At 68.5% G+C, this 18,285-nt stretch carries 25 protein-coding genes; 19 read left to right on the forward strand and 6 right to left on the reverse strand.

Features of this window, described 5'->3' with window-relative positions; translation table 11 throughout:
• Window positions 1-69: 69 nt before the first annotated feature.
• Window positions 70-1,257, forward strand: a complete 1,188-nt coding sequence (tuf, locus tag ABT313_RS26130) for an elongation factor Tu (RefSeq protein ID WP_350859052.1) — start codon at window positions 70-72, stop codon at window positions 1,255-1,257.
• Between the two features lie 15 nt (window positions 1,258-1,272).
• On the opposite strand, the gene ABT313_RS26135 is transcribed toward tuf, so the two are convergent.
• Window positions 1,273-1,539, reverse strand: coding sequence for a DUF4031 domain-containing protein (locus ABT313_RS26135; protein ID WP_350859055.1), 267 nt, complete (start codon window positions 1,537-1,539; stop codon window positions 1,273-1,275).
• Window positions 1,536-2,240 carry a copper homeostasis protein CutC gene (locus ABT313_RS26140; RefSeq protein ID WP_350859058.1) on the reverse strand — a complete coding sequence of 235 codons (705 nt, stop codon included), beginning with the start codon at window positions 2,238-2,240 and terminating at the stop codon, window positions 1,536-1,538. The genes ABT313_RS26135 and ABT313_RS26140 overlap by 4 nt, the downstream gene beginning before the upstream one ends.
• A gap of 102 nt (window positions 2,241-2,342) precedes the next feature.
• Between ABT313_RS26140 and ABT313_RS26145 the strand changes: the two genes are divergently transcribed.
• The 6 genes from ABT313_RS26145 (at window position 2,343) to ABT313_RS26170 (ending at window position 6,453) form a co-directional block, all read left to right on the forward strand.
• Entirely contained in the window at window positions 2,343-3,380 is a 1,038-nt protein-coding gene (locus ABT313_RS26145; RefSeq protein WP_350859061.1) for a LacI family DNA-binding transcriptional regulator, read from the forward strand.
• 74 nt (window positions 3,381-3,454) lie between these two features.
• Window positions 3,455-3,661 carry a hypothetical protein gene (locus tag ABT313_RS26150; protein WP_350859065.1) on the forward strand — a complete coding sequence of 69 codons (207 nt, stop codon included), beginning with the start codon at window positions 3,455-3,457 and terminating at the stop codon, window positions 3,659-3,661.
• 79 nt (window positions 3,662-3,740) lie between these two features.
• The gene (locus ABT313_RS26155; RefSeq protein ID WP_350859068.1) at window positions 3,741-4,085 is read left to right on the forward strand and encodes a DUF8819 family protein; all 345 of its coding nucleotides are present in this window, start codon (window positions 3,741-3,743) and stop codon (window positions 4,083-4,085) included.
• 57 nt (window positions 4,086-4,142) lie between these two features.
• Complete coding sequence (locus ABT313_RS26160) at window positions 4,143-4,511, forward strand: hypothetical protein (protein ID WP_350859071.1); 369 nt, start codon at window positions 4,143-4,145, stop codon at window positions 4,509-4,511.
• Entirely contained in the window at window positions 4,508-4,939 is a 432-nt protein-coding gene (locus ABT313_RS26165) for a hypothetical protein (RefSeq protein ID WP_350859074.1), read from the forward strand. The genes ABT313_RS26160 and ABT313_RS26165 overlap by 4 nt, the downstream gene beginning before the upstream one ends.
• Window positions 4,936-6,453 (forward strand): multicopper oxidase family protein, encoded by a 1,518-nt coding sequence (locus ABT313_RS26170; RefSeq protein WP_350859077.1) that lies wholly within the window; start codon window positions 4,936-4,938, stop codon window positions 6,451-6,453. Before ABT313_RS26165 ends, ABT313_RS26170 begins: the two co-directional genes overlap by 4 nt.
• On the opposite strand, the gene ABT313_RS26175 is transcribed toward ABT313_RS26170, so the two are convergent.
• From ABT313_RS26175 to ABT313_RS26185, 3 genes are read right to left on the reverse strand one after another with little or no spacing between them, the layout of a single operon-like run.
• Window positions 6,450-7,088: a DUF998 domain-containing protein gene (locus tag ABT313_RS26175; RefSeq protein WP_350859080.1), complete on the reverse strand. Its 639-nt coding sequence runs from the start codon at window positions 7,086-7,088 to the stop codon at window positions 6,450-6,452. The genes ABT313_RS26170 and ABT313_RS26175 overlap by 4 nt on opposite strands.
• Window positions 7,088-7,570: a Clp protease N-terminal domain-containing protein gene (locus ABT313_RS26180; protein ID WP_350859082.1), complete on the reverse strand. Its 483-nt coding sequence runs from the start codon at window positions 7,568-7,570 to the stop codon at window positions 7,088-7,090. Before ABT313_RS26180 ends, ABT313_RS26175 begins: the two co-directional genes overlap by 1 nt.
• Window positions 7,570-7,794: a hypothetical protein gene (locus ABT313_RS26185; protein ID WP_130441176.1), complete on the reverse strand. Its 225-nt coding sequence runs from the start codon at window positions 7,792-7,794 to the stop codon at window positions 7,570-7,572. Before ABT313_RS26185 ends, ABT313_RS26180 begins: the two co-directional genes overlap by 1 nt.
• Before the next feature lie 125 nt (window positions 7,795-7,919).
• On the opposite strand from ABT313_RS26185, the gene ABT313_RS26190 reads away from it, so the two are divergent.
• Genes ABT313_RS26190 through ABT313_RS26210 form a run of 5 tightly spaced genes read left to right on the forward strand, consistent with a single transcriptional unit; the run spans window position 7,920 to window position 10,467 of the window.
• Window positions 7,920-8,252: an ArsR/SmtB family transcription factor gene (locus ABT313_RS26190; RefSeq protein ID WP_350859086.1), complete on the forward strand. Its 333-nt coding sequence runs from the start codon at window positions 7,920-7,922 to the stop codon at window positions 8,250-8,252.
• 41 nt (window positions 8,253-8,293) lie between these two features.
• The gene (locus ABT313_RS26195; protein ID WP_350859088.1) at window positions 8,294-8,761 is read left to right on the forward strand and encodes an SRPBCC domain-containing protein; all 468 of its coding nucleotides are present in this window, start codon (window positions 8,294-8,296) and stop codon (window positions 8,759-8,761) included.
• Window positions 8,758-9,363, forward strand: a complete 606-nt coding sequence (locus ABT313_RS26200) for a dihydrofolate reductase family protein (protein ID WP_350859091.1) — start codon at window positions 8,758-8,760, stop codon at window positions 9,361-9,363. The genes ABT313_RS26195 and ABT313_RS26200 overlap by 4 nt, the downstream gene beginning before the upstream one ends.
• A 2-nt stretch (window positions 9,364-9,365) precedes the next feature.
• A complete protein-coding gene (locus ABT313_RS26205; RefSeq protein ID WP_350859094.1) occupies window positions 9,366-9,953 on the forward strand; it encodes a dihydrofolate reductase family protein in 588 nt (195 codons plus the stop codon).
• A gap of 10 nt (window positions 9,954-9,963) precedes the next feature.
• Window positions 9,964-10,467, forward strand: a complete 504-nt coding sequence (locus tag ABT313_RS26210) for a DUF6928 family protein (protein ID WP_350859096.1) — start codon at window positions 9,964-9,966, stop codon at window positions 10,465-10,467.
• Here the strand turns inward: ABT313_RS26210 and ABT313_RS26215 are convergent.
• On the reverse strand, window positions 10,452-11,147 hold the full coding sequence (locus tag ABT313_RS26215) for a peptidyl-tRNA hydrolase (RefSeq protein ID WP_350859099.1): 696 nt from the start codon (window positions 11,145-11,147) through the stop codon (window positions 10,452-10,454). The genes ABT313_RS26210 and ABT313_RS26215 overlap by 16 nt on opposite strands.
• Before the next feature lie 50 nt (window positions 11,148-11,197).
• Here ABT313_RS26215 and ABT313_RS26220 point away from each other — a divergent pair, with 50 nt between their 5' ends.
• The 7 genes from ABT313_RS26220 to ABT313_RS26250 all read left to right on the forward strand — a co-directional run bounded on the left by ABT313_RS26220 (window position 11,198) and on the right by ABT313_RS26250 (window position 18,265).
• Entirely contained in the window at window positions 11,198-11,989 is a 792-nt protein-coding gene (locus tag ABT313_RS26220; protein ID WP_350859101.1) for a thymidylate synthase, read from the forward strand.
• Window positions 11,986-12,441, forward strand: coding sequence for a dihydrofolate reductase (locus ABT313_RS26225; protein WP_350859104.1), 456 nt, complete (start codon window positions 11,986-11,988; stop codon window positions 12,439-12,441). The genes ABT313_RS26220 and ABT313_RS26225 overlap by 4 nt, the downstream gene beginning before the upstream one ends.
• Window positions 12,442-12,562: 121 nt before the next feature.
• Window positions 12,563-13,822: a toxic anion resistance protein gene (locus ABT313_RS26230; protein WP_350859107.1), complete on the forward strand. Its 1,260-nt coding sequence runs from the start codon at window positions 12,563-12,565 to the stop codon at window positions 13,820-13,822.
• Window positions 13,823-13,846: 24 nt separating this feature from the next.
• On the forward strand, window positions 13,847-14,443 hold the full coding sequence (locus ABT313_RS26235) for a hypothetical protein (protein ID WP_350859110.1): 597 nt from the start codon (window positions 13,847-13,849) through the stop codon (window positions 14,441-14,443).
• Window positions 14,440-15,942: an AAA family ATPase gene (locus ABT313_RS26240; RefSeq protein ID WP_350859113.1), complete on the forward strand. Its 1,503-nt coding sequence runs from the start codon at window positions 14,440-14,442 to the stop codon at window positions 15,940-15,942. Before ABT313_RS26235 ends, ABT313_RS26240 begins: the two co-directional genes overlap by 4 nt.
• Window positions 15,939-17,264, forward strand: a complete 1,326-nt coding sequence (locus ABT313_RS26245) for a GlnX family signal transduction membrane protein (RefSeq protein ID WP_350859116.1) — start codon at window positions 15,939-15,941, stop codon at window positions 17,262-17,264. The genes ABT313_RS26240 and ABT313_RS26245 overlap by 4 nt, the downstream gene beginning before the upstream one ends.
• Window positions 17,261-18,265 carry a glutamate ABC transporter substrate-binding protein gene (locus ABT313_RS26250; protein WP_350859119.1) on the forward strand — a complete coding sequence of 335 codons (1,005 nt, stop codon included), beginning with the start codon at window positions 17,261-17,263 and terminating at the stop codon, window positions 18,263-18,265. Before ABT313_RS26245 ends, ABT313_RS26250 begins: the two co-directional genes overlap by 4 nt.
• Window positions 18,266-18,285: the final 20 nt, after the last annotated feature.

Raw genomic sequence — 18,285 nt, forward strand, 5'->3', positions numbered from 1 at the left:
GACAGCACTGGAGGGCTTGCCGGAGGGTCCTGGCTCTCACCGAATCCTCTGACATACAAGGACATACTCATGGCCAAGAGCCAGTTCGTGCGGACCAAGCCGCACCTCAACATCGGCACGATGGGTCACGTCGACCACGGCAAGACCACGCTGACCGCCGCGATCACCAAGGTGCTCGCGGAGCGCGACCCGAGTGTCAACCGCTTCATCGCCTTCGACGGCATCGACCGTGCGCCGGAGGAGATCCAGCGCGGGATCACGATCAACATCTCGCACGTCGAGTACGAGACCGCGACCCGCCACTACGCGCACGTCGACATGCCCGGGCACGCCGACTACGTGAAGAACATGATCACCGGCGCCGCGCAGGTGGACGCCGCGATTCTGGTCGTGTCCGCGCAGGACGGCGCCATGCCGCAGACGCGGGAGCACGTGCTGCTCGCGCGCCGGGTGGGTGTGCCGTACCTGGTGGTCGCGCTGAACAAGGCCGACACCGTCGACGACCCCGAGCTGCTCGACCTGGTCGAGCTGGAGGTCCGTGAGCTCCTGTCGGAGTACGGCTTCCCGGGTGACGACGTACCGGTCGTGCGCGTGTCCGGTCTGAAGGCGCTGGAAGGCGACTCGAAGTGGACCGCCGCGATCGGCGAGCTGCTGGACGCGGTCGACACCTACGTACCGGTCCCGGACCGTGAGCTCGGGCAGCCGTTCCTGATGCCGATCGAGAACGTGTACACGATCAGTGGACGCGGGACGGTCGTCACCGGTGCTGTCGAGCGCGGTTCGCTCAAGCTGGGCGACGCGGTGGAGGTCGTCGGCCTCGGTCCGACCGTCGTGAGCACAGCGATCGGCATGGAGACGTTCGGCAAGTCGCTGGAGTCCGCGGACGCGGGCGACAACGCGGCGGTGCTGCTGCGTGGCGTGAAGCGCGACGAGGTCCGTCGCGGCCAGGTGGTGGCGTTGCCGGGCAGTGTGCAGCCGCACCGGAAGTTCCGGGCGACCCTGCACGCGCTGTCCACGGCGGAAGGCGGCCGGCACACCCCGTTCGCCGCGGACTACCGCCCGCAGTTCTACTTCCGTACGACGGACGTGTCCGGCGGCATCGACCTCGGTGAGATCACCCTGGTGATGCCCGGCGACACGATCGACCTCGGCGTGGAGCTGGAGAAGCCGATCGCGATGAACGTCGGCCTCGGCTTCGCGGTCCGCGAAGGCGGCCACACCGTAGCCGCCGGCACCGTGACCGAACTGCTCGACTGAACAACGGCCCCCGATCTATCCGGTCGGGGGCCGTTTTCTGTGGCGGAGCCCGGCGGCGGTGATCCGGCGGACGAGCTCGCGGCTGGACACCGGTACTGCGCCGGCGGCGACCAGGTCGTCGTACCGGTCGCTGGGTACGTCGTAGTGGTCGCGGTCGAAGCCCCGGGAGGGGATGCCGGCGGCCTTCGCGAAGGCGTGGAGCTCCTCGTAGGACTCGTCGCTGACCAGGTGGGACCAGACTCTGTTCCACGCCGGCCACGCGGGTGGGTCGATCAGGATCATTCGCGGGCGTCCTGCGCGTCGAGCAGATTGCGCCATGAACGCACGAACCGGGAGTTCACGTAGGCCTTCGTCCACGAGCCGTCCTGGCGCACCGACGTACCGACGTGGAACCGGCGTACGCCGCTCTGGAACAGCCACGGGACATGCTCCGGCTGGAGACCGCCCCCGGCCATCATCACGCCGGCCACGGCGGAGTCCTCCTTCGCGAGCTTGCACAGGTCGTCCAGCCCGTGGCTGACACCGATCGACGAGCCGGCCGTCAGCACGCAGTCCAGACCCGGCAGGGTGCGCAGTGCAGTCCACGCCCGCTGCTGCTCGAGCACGGCATCGATGGCGCGGTGGAACGTCCACGGCGTACCCGTGAAGGTGCTGGTCAGTGCGGTCACCGACTCGACATCAACCTGGTTGTCGGGTGTCAGGAAGCCCAGCACGAACCCATCCGCACCGGCTGACAGGTAGGACTGCGCCATGGCGGTCAGCCGGTTCAGCTCGGCGCCGTTGGTGGTGAACGAGTTCTCCAGCCGCAGCATGACCCGCAGCGGCAGATCGGTGACGCGGCGGATCGCACTGACCGTCGACACCGACGGGCACAACCCGTCCGCCTCCATCGAGGCGCACAGCTCCAGCCGGTCCGCCCCACCCTCCTGCGCCGCCTCCGCGTCCGCCGGATGCAGCGCGATGATCTCCAGCAACGAACCCATGGGGGCCATCATCTCCCATATTGCTGTTGCACTCTCCGAAGACCTTCTGTATCGTTTTTCTAGATCGATTTAGTAGAACGATGCAGAAGAGGTGGACCCGAGATGGCAGGCGTGACGCTGAAGACCGTGGCGAAGGCCGTCGGCGTGTCACCGTCGACCGTCTCGAACGCGTACAACAAGCCCGACCAGCTCTCCACCGCGCTCCGCGAGCGGATCCTGGCCACCGCCCACGAGCTCGGGTACGCCGGGCCGGACGCCTCGGCCCGGGCCCTGCGCAGCGGGAAGGCCGGCGCGGTCGGGGTGCTGTTCACGGACAAGCTGGCCTACGCCTTCTCGGACCCGTACGCGGTCGGTTTCCTGGCCGGGCTCGCCGAGGTCGCGGAGGAGTTCGCCACCAGCCTGCTGCTGATGCCGCTCAGTTCGACCGACATCGCCGGCGGCAGCAACGCAGTACAGCAGGCGGCCATCGACGCGGCGGCGATCTTCTGCGTGCCGGGCGGTCACCCGGCGCTGGACATCCTCGCCAACCGCGGGATCCCGGCCGTCTCGACCGATCGGGGCGACCATCCGGACCTGTCCTGGGTAGCGATCGACGAGGTCGAGGCGGCCGCGCAACTGGGTGAGCACCTGGCCCGGCTCGGTCACCGCGACGTCGTCGTCCTGGTCGACAACGCCGAGGCGGCCGGCGGCCGTCCGGTCGAACTGTCGCCCGACGAGGTCGGGTACACCGACTGCGAGCTGCGGATCCAGGGACTGCAGAAGGCGATGCCGGACGCGCGGCTGCGCATCGTCTCGGGCGGGCACAACGCGTTCGCATCCGGAGTGCGCGGCGCGGAGTACGTGCTCGACTCACAGGACCGCCCCACCGCGATCGTCGGGCTGAGCGACGTCCAGGCGCTCGGCGTGATGGAAGCGATGAAGGTCCGGGGACTGACCCCGGGTCGCGATCTGACCCTGGCCGGGTTCGACGACATCCCGGCCGCGGAGGCTGCCGGGCTGACCACGGTCCGCCAGCCGATCAAGGACAAAGGACGCGCGGTCGGACGGATCCTGCTCGATCCGTCGGCCACCGAGCGCCAAGTACTGATGCCGACGCAGCTGATCGTCCGCTCCAGCAGCGGGCCGGCTCCGAAGCGCTGACAAATCCACACACACCACCTGGGACCGACCGGTTCCCGGGCTGATCAACCACGCTCTCAGGAGGGAGCAGCACCATGACGTACTTCATCCCCGGCAACACCGCGGTCGAGAACGCCCGCAACCTGGCCCAGTCCGCTCTTCCGAACGCTCCCCAGGAGGAGTACGACGAGCCCCGCCGCCCGCTCGCGATCCGCGCCCGGCTCAGCGCCGTACTGCGCTCCGCCGCGGAACGCGAGCTGCGCCTCGCCAACCGCATCGACCCGACCTGCACCGTCAGCTGACAACTGCGAGGTCCTCGACAAACCCCACGCCCGATCGGGCGTGGGGTTTTGTCGGTGTTGTCTGGCACTCTGAAGGGCGATGAACGAGCCAGGGGTGTTACTGACCGCGCGGGCGATGGTGCTGCACGACCTCGGCGCGCGGGGCTTCGACGACGCCGTGATGGTGTCGCTGCTGGAGGACGCCGTGGCCGGTCGTCAGTGGTGGCTGGACCAGTGGCCCGACGGCGCCGAGCACATCGCCGGCCTGGTCGCGCAGGACGTGCAGGATCGCCTGGTCGACTCCGGGGTCCGCTGGCCGCGCTGCACCGCCTGCGACGACCTCCACGACCACGAGCTCCGGATCGAGCCGGAGCTGGGCCCGGATCCGCACTGGGTCTGCGAGCGGGCCGGCATCGCGGTCGCACCCCTGGGGCACCTGACCTGACCCTCCGGGTAATACCTGATTGATCTACATGTAGCCAGACTACTATTGTCTGTCTACATGAAGGCTTTGATGCTGCTCCGCGTGACGGCCGGGCTGCATGCGGTCGCGATCTGTCTGCAGCCGGTGTTCGCCGGGATCTACCTGGACGGCTCGCCCGGCGGCATCCGCATGCACGAGCCGACCGGACTCGCGATCGTCTTCCTCGGCCTCGCTCAGTTGCTAGCGGCAACGATCTGGTGGCGGGCCGGCGGACGGTGGCAGGCAGTCCCGGTGAGTCTGGTGATCTGGGCCGGCGAGGTCGTCCAGGTCGTGATGGGTTACAGCCGCCAGCTGGCGATCCACATCCCGCTCGGCATCGCGCTGGTAGCGAGCACGGTCGCCTTCGCGGTCTGGGTCAGTCGGCAGCGAGTGCGGGTGGCAGCATGACCGCCACCATCGAGCAGCCGGCCAAGGTACGCCGTCCGCGCGTCACGCTCCAGCTTCTCCGCATCACCCTGGTCCTGCACGCGGTGCTCGTGGTCGCGCAGCCGATCGCCGCCGGGTACTTCCTGTCCGGCAACGTCGACGCGATGACCGACATCCACGCCACGATCGGCGGATCCGTCTGGATGGTCGCGTTCCTCCAGACCATCGTCGCCGCGGGCTACACGATCGCGGGCCGCGGCCGGCTCTGGCCGACCATCGCGTCCGCCGTACTCGTCGTGGCCGAGTTCGTCCAGCTGACATTCGGCTACCTGCAGAACTTCGCCGTACACATCCCGCTCGGGACCGCCATCGTGACCACCGTCGTCTGGATGGCGGTCTGGTCGTTCCGCTCCACCGCACGCCTGAGCCGCCGGGAGGCCAAGCGATGAAGATGTCCCGCCGAGGGTTCCTGGCCGCCAGCGCCGCGAGCGCCGCCGTGACCCTGACCAGCTGCGGACAGGAGGCGAAGCCCGCGCAGGCCGGTGAACTCCTGCGCAGCAAGGCGAAACTCCCCGCGCCGTTTCAGGTCCCGCTCCCGATCCCGCCGGTCAAGAAGCCGGTCCGCTCGGATGCGAAGGCCGACTATTACCGCGTCGTCCAGCGCAAGGCTCGCCTGGAGATCCTCCCGGGGCTCACGACCGAGGTGATGGGGTACGACGGCCTGTTCCCCGGGCCGACCTTCGACGTACGCAGCGGTCGCACGACCGTCGTCGAGCAGGTCAACGAGCTCGATGTGTCCACCGTCGTCCACCTCCACGGCGGCCACACCCCGGCGCCGAGCGACGGCTGGCCGCTCGACCTCGTCATGCCCGCCAACGGCGGCCACAGCGAACACCACATGATGGCCGGCGGTGAGATGACGATGGGCAAACGCACGTACACATACCCGAACACCCAGCGCGCCGCGACCCTCTGGTACCACGACCACACGATGGACTACACCGCGCCGCAGGTCTATCGCGGGCTGTTCGGACTGCACCTCATCCGCGACGACGAGGAGGACAATCTTCCGCTCCCGAAGGGTGATCGGGAGATCCCGCTCGTGATCGCGGACCGCGCGTTCGACGCCGACGGCTCGTTCCTGTACCCGGCTGCCAAGGACGGCCCTGGCGTGGAACCGGCGTACATGGAAGGCGTTATCGCGGACGTGACGCTGGTGAACGGTGCGCCCTGGCCGGTGCACGAGGTCGATGCGGTCCGGTACCGCTTCCGCATCCTCAACGCCGGCAACGCCCGCCGATATGAGCTTGCCTTCAGCAACGGACCGGCGACGTTCGTGCAGATCGGCAGCGATGGCGGGCTGCTCGACGTACCGGTCGAACACAAGACCGTCGTGATCGCGCCGGCCGAGCGGTTCGACGTGGTCGTGGACTTCTCGCAGTACCAGCCGGGCGACGAGGTCACGCTCGTCAACAAGCTCGACAACAACGCGAACGTCATGCGGTTCAAGGTCGCCCGCAAGGCCGTTGACGAGAGCAACATCCCGGCGAAGCTCTCGTCGTACGCCGTGACGCCGCGACCGGCCGGCGTGGTCCGGCGGGAGTGGCGGTTCCGCCGTGGCAGCGCCGGCGACCACCGGGGCTGGACGATCAACGGGAAGGCGTTCGATCCCGCGGTCATGCAGGCGCAGGTCAAGCTCGATCAGTACGAGATCTGGACGTTCGTCACCGACGTCCACCATCCGGTGCACGTCCATCTCGCGCCGTTCCAGGTGCTGAGCCGCGGCGGGAAGACGAAGGTCGCGGAGTTCGACCACGGCTGGAAGGACACCGTCGACATCCGCCCCGCCGAGGTCGTCGAGGTTCTCGTCAAGTTCACCGCCCACAAGGGCAAGTACCTGATCCACTGCCACAACCTCGAGCACGAAGACATGGCCATGATGGCCGCCTTCGAAACCATCTAGGTACGCCGCAACCGCACGGCAAGCGCGGCCAGGTACCCCCACCCGACGACAACCGCGAGCCGCTGGAACAGCCCACCCACCGTCACCAAACCTGCTGTCTGGTTGAAGCCCGCGCTGGCGAGGAAGAAGCAGGCCAGATACGCCGTTGCGCTAAGCAACGAATACACCAACCACCTTCGGCCGTTGCCGCGGGCCAGCACAAGCTGCGCAACGAACAGAGCCAGGAACGCGGGCAACGAGAACCCGTCGTGCAGTGCACCGGAGGTGGTGTAGTCGGACGTAGCCGGCGTGCCGAGCGGGAAGCCGCTCACCGGGTCGGTCGTGAACGCACCCGCGCCGAGCAGCCCGACTCCCCAAACACCGATCAGTACGGCGCCCGTGCGATAGCCGGATCGCCAGATGCCAAGGGCGAACGCGATCGTGAGCACGCCGGCGACGAGGAAGTTGAGGACCTGCACCCAGCCGCCGGCGCCGAGCTCCAGCGAGCTGGCCGGATGCCGGAGAGCGCTGTATCCGGCGCCCTTGAACGCACTCTCGAGCATGAAGACGACGACGAAGAGCGGACCGGCGATCACGCCGCAGGCCAACAGCCGATCCGTCAGCGTCCGGCGCTCGGCGACCATCGGCGCGGACATCAGCGTGTGCCTGCTGCTAGCGCTTCTGCAGCCTTGGAACGAAGGGCGGCGAGGTCCACGCCGGCGGCTTCGAGAGTCCGCGCGACGCGGCCGCGTTCGGTCGCGAGGAGGCCGACCAGGATGCGCATCGGGCCGATCCGGCCGCCGCCCAGCTTCGGCGCGGCGTCCATCGCGCGGTGCAGCAGGAGCTTGGTCGACTCGCCGATGTGCGGGTCGCGGCCGCGTTCAGGTGTTGCTTCGGGCAACAGTCCCATCCGGACCGCGATCCCGGCGACGGCCAGGCTCTGCTCCCACTCGCGATTGAGCGCGGTCCGGATCGCGTCCTCGGTCAGGCCGGCCTCGGCCAGCAACTGCGCGGCCGCGGAGTCGTGCAGCCCGGCCAGCGCCAGCAGGACGTGCTCGGCCTCGATCGTCCGGGAGCCGTCGCGGCGGGCCTCGGCGCGGGCCGACCGCACCAGGATCGAGCGAACATCGGTCGACATCAGCGCCTCCTCAGGGCGACGCCGGCGGCGAGCAGCCGCCGGGCATGTTTCTTGTGCACCGCCTGCCGGGTGACCCCCAGCACCTCGGCCACCTCGGCCCAGCTCCAGCCGGACCGCATCGCGCGCTCCACCTGGCTGTCCTCGAGCCGGTCAGCCAGCCGGCGCAACGCCACCACCGCGGCCAACCCGGCCGCGGGGTCCTCGGGATCCACCAACTCGGTCATGCAAGCAACTTAGGTTGACAAGCTCAACCTGTCAACCAAAGTTGCTAAAGCTGACGGGGTTGACGACCGCGAAAGACGGGTCCTATATTCAACACATCGGTTGATCAAGGGAATGGTTGATAAACATGAGAGTTGACGATGATCAGCTCGACCGGTCGTTCGCGGCACTCGCCGACCCGGTCCGGCGGGCGATGATCGCGCGGCTGTCGCGCGGACCGGCCACGGTGAACGAGCTGGCCGAACCGTTCCCGATCACCAAGCAGGCGGTGTCGCGGCACATCCAGGTGCTCGAGGCCGCCGGGCTGATCACCCGGACCCGGGACGGCCAGCGCCGCCCGTGCCACCTGGTGCCGGCCGCGCTCGAAGCGCTGACGAGCTGGATCGACAACTACCGGCTCGAAACCGAACGCCGCTTCCGCCGGATGGAAGCGCTGCTGCGCAGCACGGAAGAGCAGTGAAAAGACAAAGACAGTAGTGAGTGGGAGAAGGAGAAGGAAGCATGACCGGAACCGTCATCAACACCCCGGCCGGCACCCCGTTCGTCGAGGTGACCCGGGAGTTCGCCGCGACGCCGGCGCAGCTGTTCAAGATCATGACGGATCGCGACCTGGTCGCCGAGTGGCTCGGCCCGCGGAACCTGGACGCGACCATCGAGGAGTACGACGTACGCCCCGGCGGCACGTATCGCTACATCCACCGCGACGACTCCGGTGAGTACGCCTTCCGCGGGGTCTTCCACACCGTGGAGCAGGACAAGCTCGTCATCCAGACCTTCGAGTGGGAGGGCGCGCCGGGCGAGGTCTGCCTGGAGAAGATGACGCTGGAGCCGACCGAGAACGGCGTACGGCTGCACCAGCAGTCGGTGTTCCCGTCGGTCGGCGCCCGCGACCAGTCGATCGAGTACGGCATGGAGAACGGCATCAACGACTCCATGGACCGTCTCGCCGAACTGCTGGCGAAGTCATGAGCGCGGTCGTCGTCGACATCTCGGTGTCCCTGGACGGCTACGTCACCGGGCCTAACGTCGGCCTGGACAACGGGCTCGGTGACAACGGCATGGCCCTGCACGACTGGGTCTTCCACGGCAACGACGCGGACCGCGCGGTCCTCGACGCCGCCTTCGAGAGCAGCGGCGCCGTGATCCAGGGCCGGAATCTGTTCGACATCATCGACGGGCCTGGCGGCTGGAGCGACGAGATGGGGTACGGCGCGAAGCCGACCGGCGAGGTGAACCCGCCGATCTTCGTCGTCACCCACACGCCGCCGGAGAAGACTCGCCTCGGCGACCGGTTCCGGTTCGTCGGCAACCCCACCGAGGCGGTCGCGCAGGCGCTCGAAGTTGCTGATGGCAAGGATGTTGTGGTGATGGGCGGCGGCCAGATCTGTCACGAGGTCCTGGCCGCCGGGCTGGCCGACGTACTGCGGTTGCACGTGGCAACCGTCGTACTCGGTGACGGGACGCGACTGTTCCCGGCCGAGCCGGCCGGCGGGCTGACACTCGAGCTGGCCGAGGCCGTCTCCACTCCGAGCGCGCAGCACCTCACCTACCGGATCGTGAAGGAGAAGTAGCCATGGGCAACGTCATCGCCACTGCGGCGGTATCGCTGGACGGGTTCGTCGCGGACACCGAGGACGGGGTCGGGCCGCTGTTCGACTGGTACAACAACGGCCCGGTCGAGATCTACGGGACCGACCCGGGCCGGCCGTTCCACGTCAGCCCGGCGAGTGCGGAGTACATGCGGTCGACGTGGCCGAACGTGGCTGCCTCGGTCATCGGGCGCCGGCTGTTCGACATCACCAACGGGTGGAACGGGGTACCGGCGGCCAGCGACCACGTCTTCGTCGTCACCCATGAACCGCCGGCCGACTGGCCGTTCCCCGACGCCCCGTTCACCTTCGTCAACGGCATCGAGGACGCCATCGCGCAGGCCCGCAAGTACGCCGGCGACCGCGACGTCAGCCTTACCGGCGGCAACCTCACCGGCCAGGCGATCGCGGCCGGGCTGGTCGACGAGATCGCGTACAACCTGGTCCCGGTCCTGTTCGGCACCGGCGTCAAGTTCTTCGGCGAGTACGTCGGCCCCCAGGTCCTGCTCGAGGACCCCCGCATCGTCCAGGGCGACCGCGTCACCCACCTCCAGTACCGCGTCATCCGGTAGAAAGTCCTGCATGGGTGCCAAGGACTGGATGATCATGTACGCCGACACCGACGTCGCCGGCGTACTCCGCCGGCACCCGCCGATCGACCGCGCCGCCTGCCGGGCATTCGTCGAACGGCTCCACCCGGGCGCCAGCGTGATCCCGTTCGAGGACGGCACGCTCGCAGATCAGTCGAACCCGGAGGACGGCACGGTGTACGCCGGGGTCTATCCCGGGCTCAGCGTGCTGCTGACCGAAGAGGCTGCTCAGGACATCGGTGACCCGCTGCCGTTCGAGCAGCCGTTCTGGGCCGGCGAGCGAGCCGGGGAGGACGACGCCGACTGGGCCGAGTTCACCAAGTTCGTTGTCGTCGAGCGGCCGGTCGCGGTCAAGCAGCAGCCGTTCGACTTCAACCCGCTGGAGCTTGGCGAGGATGCGTTGAGCGCGTTGTTCGGCTTCGTGTACGAAGGGACGCCTCCGGACGACGCTCCTGATCTGGAGCAGGTCGTGCTGGCTGGCTATCGGTTGAGCTGAGGGTGATCCGCGATCACCGTGCGGGAGCCGGGCTCGATCTCGGTGAAGCCGGCGTCCTGGACCACGGGCAGGTCGGTCGCCAGTAGCTCGGCCCAGTGCGCGCGGGTCGCCGTACGCACGGCCAGCGCAAAGTCCGACGCCGCCCACTCCTTGCGGGCCCCGTCGGACAGCTCCCACCAGGCGAGCTGCGCCGCGTGACCGCACTGCGCCATCGCCTTACCGCTGGACATCTCCAGCTCCGGATTCACCCAGAGCACAGGCACACCGGCCTCAACCGCGGGCAACTTCCCGGCGTCCACAAAGTCCGTCCCACTCACCTGCAGATTGGCGATCTCGGCCGGCACCGCGTCCACGGCCGTCGGCGGAAAGACCCGTACCTCGGCGCCCGGTACAGCCGATTCAGCAGTCTCCGGCGCGTCTGCCCCTGTCCCGTGTCCGTGCACGGTGATGCCCGGCAGACCTTCGGCCCGGCGCCACTCGGCTCCGCGGGCGCGCTTCACGATCTTGCGGATGCGGTCGTCCTGCCAGGACGTCATCGCGTCCGCCCACTCCCCCTCGCCGTACGAACGCTCATCCGCAAGGATCGCCAGCACCGCCCGAGCGGCCGTCTCCAGAGCGTCTGTCTGCGCCGGCCGCGCCCTCTTCTCCACTCGCACGACGAGCGTCAACACGTGTTCCACGAGGCGAGTCTGTCAAACGTCCGCCCGTCCGATGGGAGTAGGTTGGCGGCATGCAGCAGTACCTGGACCTCTTGCGGCACGTGCTGGACAACGGGGCGGAGAAGGGGGACCGGACCGGGACGGGCACGTTGAGCGTGTTCGGGTACCAGTCGCGGTACGACCTCACCCAGGGTTTCCCCGCGGTGACGACGAAGAAGCTGCATCTGCGGTCGGTGATCGGCGAGCTGATCTGGTTCCTCAGCGGCTCGACGAACATCAAGTGGCTGCACGAGAACAACATCTCGATCTGGGACGAGTGGGCCGACGAGGACGGCGAGCTGGGTCCCGTGTACGGCTACCAGTGGCGCTCGTGGCCGACGCCGGACGGCCGGCACGTCGACCAGATCGCCAAGCTGATCGAGTCGATCAAGAACAACCCGGACTCCCGCCGCCACATCGTCAGCGCGTGGAACGTGGCCGACGTGGACGACATGGCGTTGCCGCCGTGTCACACCATGTTCCAGTTCTACGTCGCGGACGGCCGGCTCTCCTGCCAGCTGTACCAGCGGTCCGCCGACATCTTCCTCGGCGTGCCGTTCAACATCGCGTCGTACGCGCTGCTCACCCACATGGTCGCGCAGCAGACCGGGCTCGAGGTCGGCGACTTCGTGCACACGCTCGGCGACGCACACCTGTACCTGAATCACCTCGACCAGGCCCGTCTCCAGCTCACCCGCGAGCCGCGGCCCCTGCCGACGCTGCAGCTCACCAAGCGCGATTCGATCGACGGCTACGAGATCGCCGACGTCGAGCTGATCGGATACGACCCGCACCCCAGCATCAAGGCGCCCATCGCGGTATGAGCATCATCCTCATCGCCGCGGTCGGGCAGAACGGCGTGATCGGGCGGGACAACGACCTGCCCTGGCGAATCCGCGAGGACCTGCAACGGTTCAAGCAGCTCACGCTCGGCCACACGCTCGTGATGGGCCGCAAGACCTACGACTCGATCGGCCGCCCGCTCCCGGGCCGCCGTACCGTCGTCGTCACCCGCCAGCCCGACTGGACCGCCGACGGCGTCGCCGTGGCCCACTCCCTCGACGAGGCCCTGCAGTACGACGGCACGCTGTACGTCGCCGGCGGCGGCGACATCTACCGCCAGGCCCTCCCCCACGCCCACGCCCTCGAACTCACCGAGGTCGCCCAGTCACCCGACGGCGACGTCACGTTCCCTCCCGTCCACCCGGCACACTGGACGGAAACCGCACGCGATCCCCGCGACGGCTTCACCTTCGTTAGCTATCGCCGCAGCTAACAACGAGTAGGCAACAGGGCCACCACGGGGACCTGGAACCGACTAGATTGTGTGCGCGTCACGGAGGTGACAGGGCGCGGGCGCGGGGACGCCTCGCGGAGGCCACCGGAGGGGAACGACGATGACCGAAGCAGATAACACCGCAGGTGCGGCCGCGGCGCAGCCGGCTGCTGCACCGCTCCAGCCGCCGACGGCAACGGCGCCGGGGCTGATACTGACCGCGCCGCCGCCGTCACAGCCTGTCGCCGAGACGGCCGCGCCGAGTATGGCGCCTGCCGTCGACCCGGCCGCGTTGCCGGGGCTCGACGCGAAGGTCGACACGTTCCTGACCTCGTTGATGGCGGCCGAGCCGCGGTCCCCGGAGTTCGCGGCGAAGGCGAGTGACGTCCGCAGCATGGGCGACGTCGACATCCGCGCCGCGGCCGAGAGCTCCAACCGGTTGCTGCAGCAGCCCGTGAAGGCGCTGCAGAGCGGCGGCCTGTCGGAGGGCTCGACCGTCGGCAAGACCCTGCTCGAACTGCGTCGTACGGTCGAGGACCTGGACCCGAAGGAAGCGACCGGGCCGAAGAAGCTGCTCGGGATGATCCCGTTCGGCGACAAGATCGAGGACTACTTCCGCAAGTACCAGAGCGCGCAGACCCACCTCGAGGGCATCCTGCACAGCCTGCGCAACGGCCAGGACGAGCTCGGCAAGGACAACGCCGCGCTGAACCTGGAGAAGCAGAACCTCTGGGACGCGATGACCCGGCTGAACCAGTACGTGTACGTCGCCGAGCGGCTCGACGCGCGGCTGTCCGCGGCGATCGCGGAGCTCGAGGCGACGAACCCGGACAAGGCGAAGGCGTTCCGCGAGGACGTGCTGTTCTACGTCCGGCAGAAGCACCAGGACATCCTCACCCAGCTGGCCGTGTCGATCCAGAACTACCTGGCCATCGACATCGTGATCAAGAACAACATCGAGCTGATCAAGGGTGTCGACCGCGCCTCGACCACCACGGTTTCGGCGCTGCGTACGGCGGTCATCGTGGCGCAGGCACTGGGCAACCAGAAGCTGGTGCTGGACCAGATCACCGCGCTGAACACAACCACCAGCGGCATGATCGAGCGCACCTCGCAGATGCTGCGGGACAACTCGGTCGCGATCCAGCAGCAGGCCGCGTCGGCGACGATCGGGCTGCCGCAACTGCAGGCCGCGTTCGCGAACATCTACGCGACCATGGACGCGATCGACACGTTCAAGGTCGAGGCCCTGGACAACATGGCCGCCACGATCGGCACGCTGGAGACCGAGGTGACCAAGTCCCGCGGCTACCTGGACCGGGTTGCGCAGCAGAACCAGCAGGTCGTGCACGGCAGCCTCGACCTCGACCTCGGTCGCTGATCCGTATCTCACTGGGGGAACTGCATGGCGATCGGTGACTTCTTCGCGCGGCTGACCGGCCGCAAGCAGGAGGCGCCCGAACCTGCCGCGGTCCCCCGTCCGCCGACCACCGAGGACCTGCTCGCGTCGCTGGTCCGGGTCGAGCAGTTGGTTGCCAACGGCGCCGTACCGGCCGTCGTCGCGTCCCGCGTCGGCCGGGTGGTCCGCGTCGTACGGGAGACGATCCCCCGGCTCGGGAACCTGGGCGGCAGCGCCCAGGCGTACTCCGTGATGGCGACGGCGACCGACTACCTGCCGGAGGCGATCGGCGGGTACCTGCGCCTGCCGCGCCAGTGGGCGGACACCCGGCCGGTCGACCGGGGCAAGACCTCGCTGATGATCCTGATCGATCAGTTGGACCTCTTGGCCGCCACGATGGACAAGGTGTTCGACGCGGTGAACCGGGCCGACGCGGCGGCGTTGATCGCCCACGGCAGGTTCCTGCAGGAGAAGTTCGGCACCGGCTCCACCGGCGGAGGCTTGGCCCTCGGCCCGACCGAATCAACCCCGCCACCGGACCTCGGCCCGAGCCCCGGCGGGGCAGGACCACTGGCACCACCACCTGGACGAGGAGGGTCATGAGCACCGCGGGGGGACTACAGGACGCGCTGTCCGGCTTGCTCGCCGTCGCCGCTCGTGCCGGCGTCGCGGAGGAGCAGGCCCGCGCGGAGGCGCTCTCACTCGCCGCCGCTCTGGCAGAGTCCGCGCCAGGTGCGCCTGCTGACTGGGCCAAGGCGGTCCCGGGTGGGACAACACAGGACTTCTTCGACGCCGCGGTCCGCGGCCGGCGGTGGCGGGGCGCACCGACCGCCGTACTCACCGAGCTGATCGCCAGCAGCTCGGCGGAGAAGGCGGCGTACGCCGAAGCGCTCGCGGAGATCGCCTCTGCAGCATGCACGCTTGGCGAGCCGACCATGCGGGTCGTGGGAAACGCATCCGTGGCGGCTGCCGCGCAGCTGCAAGCCGCGGGCGCACGACCGCTCCAGGTCGGGTCGGTGCCGACCGACAGCCGTACGACGCTCGGTACCCGCGACACCGGCGACACCGGCGACACCGGCGACACCGGCGACACCGGCACGGTCGGCACCGGGACGGGTGCGACGGCTGCCACGGCTGCCACGGCTGCCACGGCTGCCACGGCTGCCACGGCGCAGGCCACCCAAGCGGAGGTTGAGCCGGCGAAGACGGTTGAGGAGTTGCTGGCGGAGCTGGACGAGTTGACCGGGCTGGAGCGGGTGAAGCGGGAGGTGCACCGGCAGGTCGCCGTACTGCGGGTCGAGAAGCTGCGGACCGAGGCGGGGCTGAAGAGTCCTACCATCACGCGGCACCTGGTGTTCGTGGGGAATCCGGGCACCGGGAAGACGACCGTCGCGCGTCTGGTCAGCGGCATCTACAAGGCACTCGGTCTGCTGTCCAAGGGCCAGCTGGTCGAGGTGGACCGGTCTGAACTGGTGGCCGGTTACCTCGGCCAGACCGCGACGAAGACGGCTGAAGTGGTCGCGTCTGCGGCCGGTGGTGTGCTGTTCATCGACGAGGCGTACAGCCTGACCGCGGGCGACACCGGCGCCGACCAGTACGGGCGGGAGGCCGTCGACACGCTGGTCAAGGAGATGGAGGACCGGCGGGACGACCTGGTCGTGATCGTTGCCGGGTACCCCGAGCCGATGGAGGCGTTCATCGCCGCGAACCCGGGGCTGGCCAGCCGGTTCCGGACCACGATCGAGTTCGAGAACTACACGGACGACGAACTGGCCGACATCCTCACCGGGCTGAGCGAAGCGGCCGACTACGAGCTGGTCCCGGAGTCGCTGGTCAGGTTCCGGGAGATCCTGGTCGCGACACCGCGGGACAGCTCGTTCGGCAACGGCCGGTTCGCCCGCAACGTCCTCGAGGCCGCGATCGGGCGGCACGCCTGGCGCCTCCGCGACGTCACGGCACCAACCACGGACCAGCTGCGTCAGATCCTCCCCGAAGACCTCACCGACGAGCCGACGGACGCTGCTACGTCCGAAGATCCGAGCTCTATAGGCCACACATCTTCGGACGTAAACGACGAGGAAGACCAAGGAGATCAGGCGTGACACAGACCCAGAGTGCGCCGCCCGCGACCTGGTCGCCGCCGGCGCCACCAGCAGGTACGACGCAGCCGGGCACCCGGACCGCGAGCCGCCGCAACGCGATCGCCCAGTGGTTCGAGGGCACCCCGGGCCGGATGCGCGCCTTCCTCATCCTGGCCGCGGTGGTCAGCATCCTGTTCGGCATCGCCGCCGCGCAGGGCCACGCCCAGTCGAACGGCGCCTTGAAGCGTGCCGAGGCGAACGCCGCCCAGCTGGTCCGGATCCAGGGGATCCACACCAACCTGGTCAGCGCCAACGCCGACGCCACCAATGCTTTCCTGGTCGGCGGTCTCGAGCCGCCCGCGCAGCGCCAGCACTTCGTCGACTCGATGGCCGCGGCCGCCCGGCTGATCTCCGAGGCCTCCACTGCCCAGCCGGCCGACCAGAACGTCCTCGCCCAGCTGAACACAACTCTCCTCACCTACAACGGCCTGATCGAGCAGGCCCGCGCGAACAACCGGCAGGGCCTCCCGATCGGCTCGCAGTACCTCAAGGACGCCAACGCCGTACTGCAGGACGACTCGCTCCCGCTGGTGAACGCGCTGGTCCAGGCGAACGAGAAGCGGGTGGACGACGAGTTCGACGGCGTCGCTCACGGGACGATCTGGGTTCTCGTCGGCGGTCTGCTGGCGCTGGTGGTCTTCGTGATCACGCTGCGCTGGCTGGCCCGGCGTACCCATCGCTATCTGAACATCCCGATCGTGGTCGGTGCCGCGCTCATCCTGATCGTGACGATCATGGGCGGCGTCTCCCTCTCGTCGGCGTCCAGCGCCGCCTCCGACACCCGGTCCGACGCGTACGCGAAGACGCTGGCGTTGTCGACGGCCCGGATCGCGGCGTACGACGCCCGCTCGAACGAGAGCCTGACACTGATCGCCCGCGGCTCCGGCGACGCCTTCGACAAGGCGTTCAACACCGCATCCGCCACGGTCGACGACCAACTCGGCAAGGCATCGGGTACGACGGATGGGTTGCAGGACCTGTGGTCCGAGTACAAAGCCGACCACAAACAGGTGCGCGACAAAGACACCAGTGGCAACTGGGACGAGGCCGTGAACATAGCCGTCGGCACGTCGAAGTCCGAGAACAACTCGGTCGAGACCTTCAAGGCCTTCGACACCCAGTCCGCGAGCCAACTCCAGTCCACCAGCGACGACGTCTCGGCGAAACTGTCCGACGCCCGCAGCAGCATCCGCTTCTTCGGCTGGCTGGGCCTCCCGATCGGCATCCTCGCCGCCCTACTGGTCGCCTGGGGCATGTCCCAGCGCCTGGAGGAGTACCGATGAAGAAACTAATCCCCCTCGCGGTCGCCACGGCCCTCCTTCTCACCGCCTGCAGCTCAGGCAACTACGCGGCCACACAACTCCCGGCCGAGCCGCAAGCTGCTCCCACCACGTCGACCACGCCGGCGCCTCCCCGGCCGTGCCCGGACGGCGTGGACACGCTCGCGTCGTACGCACCGGACGCCAGCACGCCGGCCCCCGGCGGGGAGATGCCCGCCAAGTCGTTCATGGCGGATATCAAGGCCCGCGGCCGGCTGATCGCCGGCGTGTCCGCGGACAGCCTCAACCTCGGCTACCGGGATCCCCTCACCGGGCAGATCCAGGGGTTCGATATCGACATGATCAACGCAGTGGCCGACGCGATCTTCGGTCCGCCTGCGCCGGGACAGCCGCACAAGGTCGAGCTGCGGGTGATCTCCAGCCCGCAGCGGATCCCGTCGCTGACGGCCACCAAGAACCCGGTCGACATCGTGGCCCGCAACATGACCATCAACTGCGACCGCTGGCACGACATCGCGTTCTCGGCCGAGTACTACCGCTCCGGCCAGAAGACGCTCGTGCCTCGGGACTCGACGGCGACCAGCGTCACGGAACTGAACGGCAAAACAATCTGCGCACCGGCGGGCTCGACCAGCCTGGCCAACCTGAAGAAGAAGAACCCGAAGGTCGTGCCGATCACCGCCGACACCGACACCGGCTGCCTGGTGCTGTTCCAGCAGGGCAAGGCGTACGGCATCAGCGGTGACGACACTGTCCTCGCCGGCGATGCCGCGCAGGACCCGTACGCACGCGTGATCACGACCGAGCGCTTCAGCGAGGAACCGTATGGTCTGGGTATCTCGCTGCTGCACCCGGATTTCGTCCGCTTCGTGAACGTCGTCCTCCAGCAGATGAAGGACAGCGGCGCCTGGAAGATCTCCTACGACAAGTGGCTGAAAGCCGCGCTGGGCCCGGCTCCGGTTCCGCCGAAGGCGATCTACGGCCGGGTCCCGGTGAAGCAATGACAGTTCGTACGCCGACCGTC

This window comes from Kribbella sp. NPDC000426 (assembly GCF_040300265.1).
In the GTDB taxonomy this organism is placed as follows: domain Bacteria; phylum Actinomycetota; class Actinomycetes; order Propionibacteriales; family Kribbellaceae; genus Kribbella.